The sequence below is a fragment of the Streptomyces niveiscabiei genome (assembly GCF_001419795.1).
Classification (GTDB): Bacteria; Actinomycetota; Actinomycetes; order Streptomycetales; family Streptomycetaceae; genus Streptomyces; species Streptomyces niveiscabiei.
Map to the genome: position 1 here is coordinate 4,727 of NZ_LIRL01000279.1, position 237 is coordinate 4,963.

Genomic DNA, 237 nt, shown 5'->3' on the forward strand with positions numbered 1-237 from the left:
TGCGCGGTGCTCCGCCGTGGCCGGACGCGCTGCCGCGTCCCCTCCCCTGGTGGCCGGGGTGGATCTTGCCGGCCGCTTGTGCGGTAGACGCTAGCCGATCGACGGGATGTGCCGAGGTGAGGTGGCCTTTCTGGGGGCGTTGTCAGTGGGGGGATCTACGCTCGGGTGAATGGGGCAGACGTGGAAGTGCGCGGGGTTGAGGTGGAGTGCGGGTGGGGGGCCTGTGTTGCGGTGGGA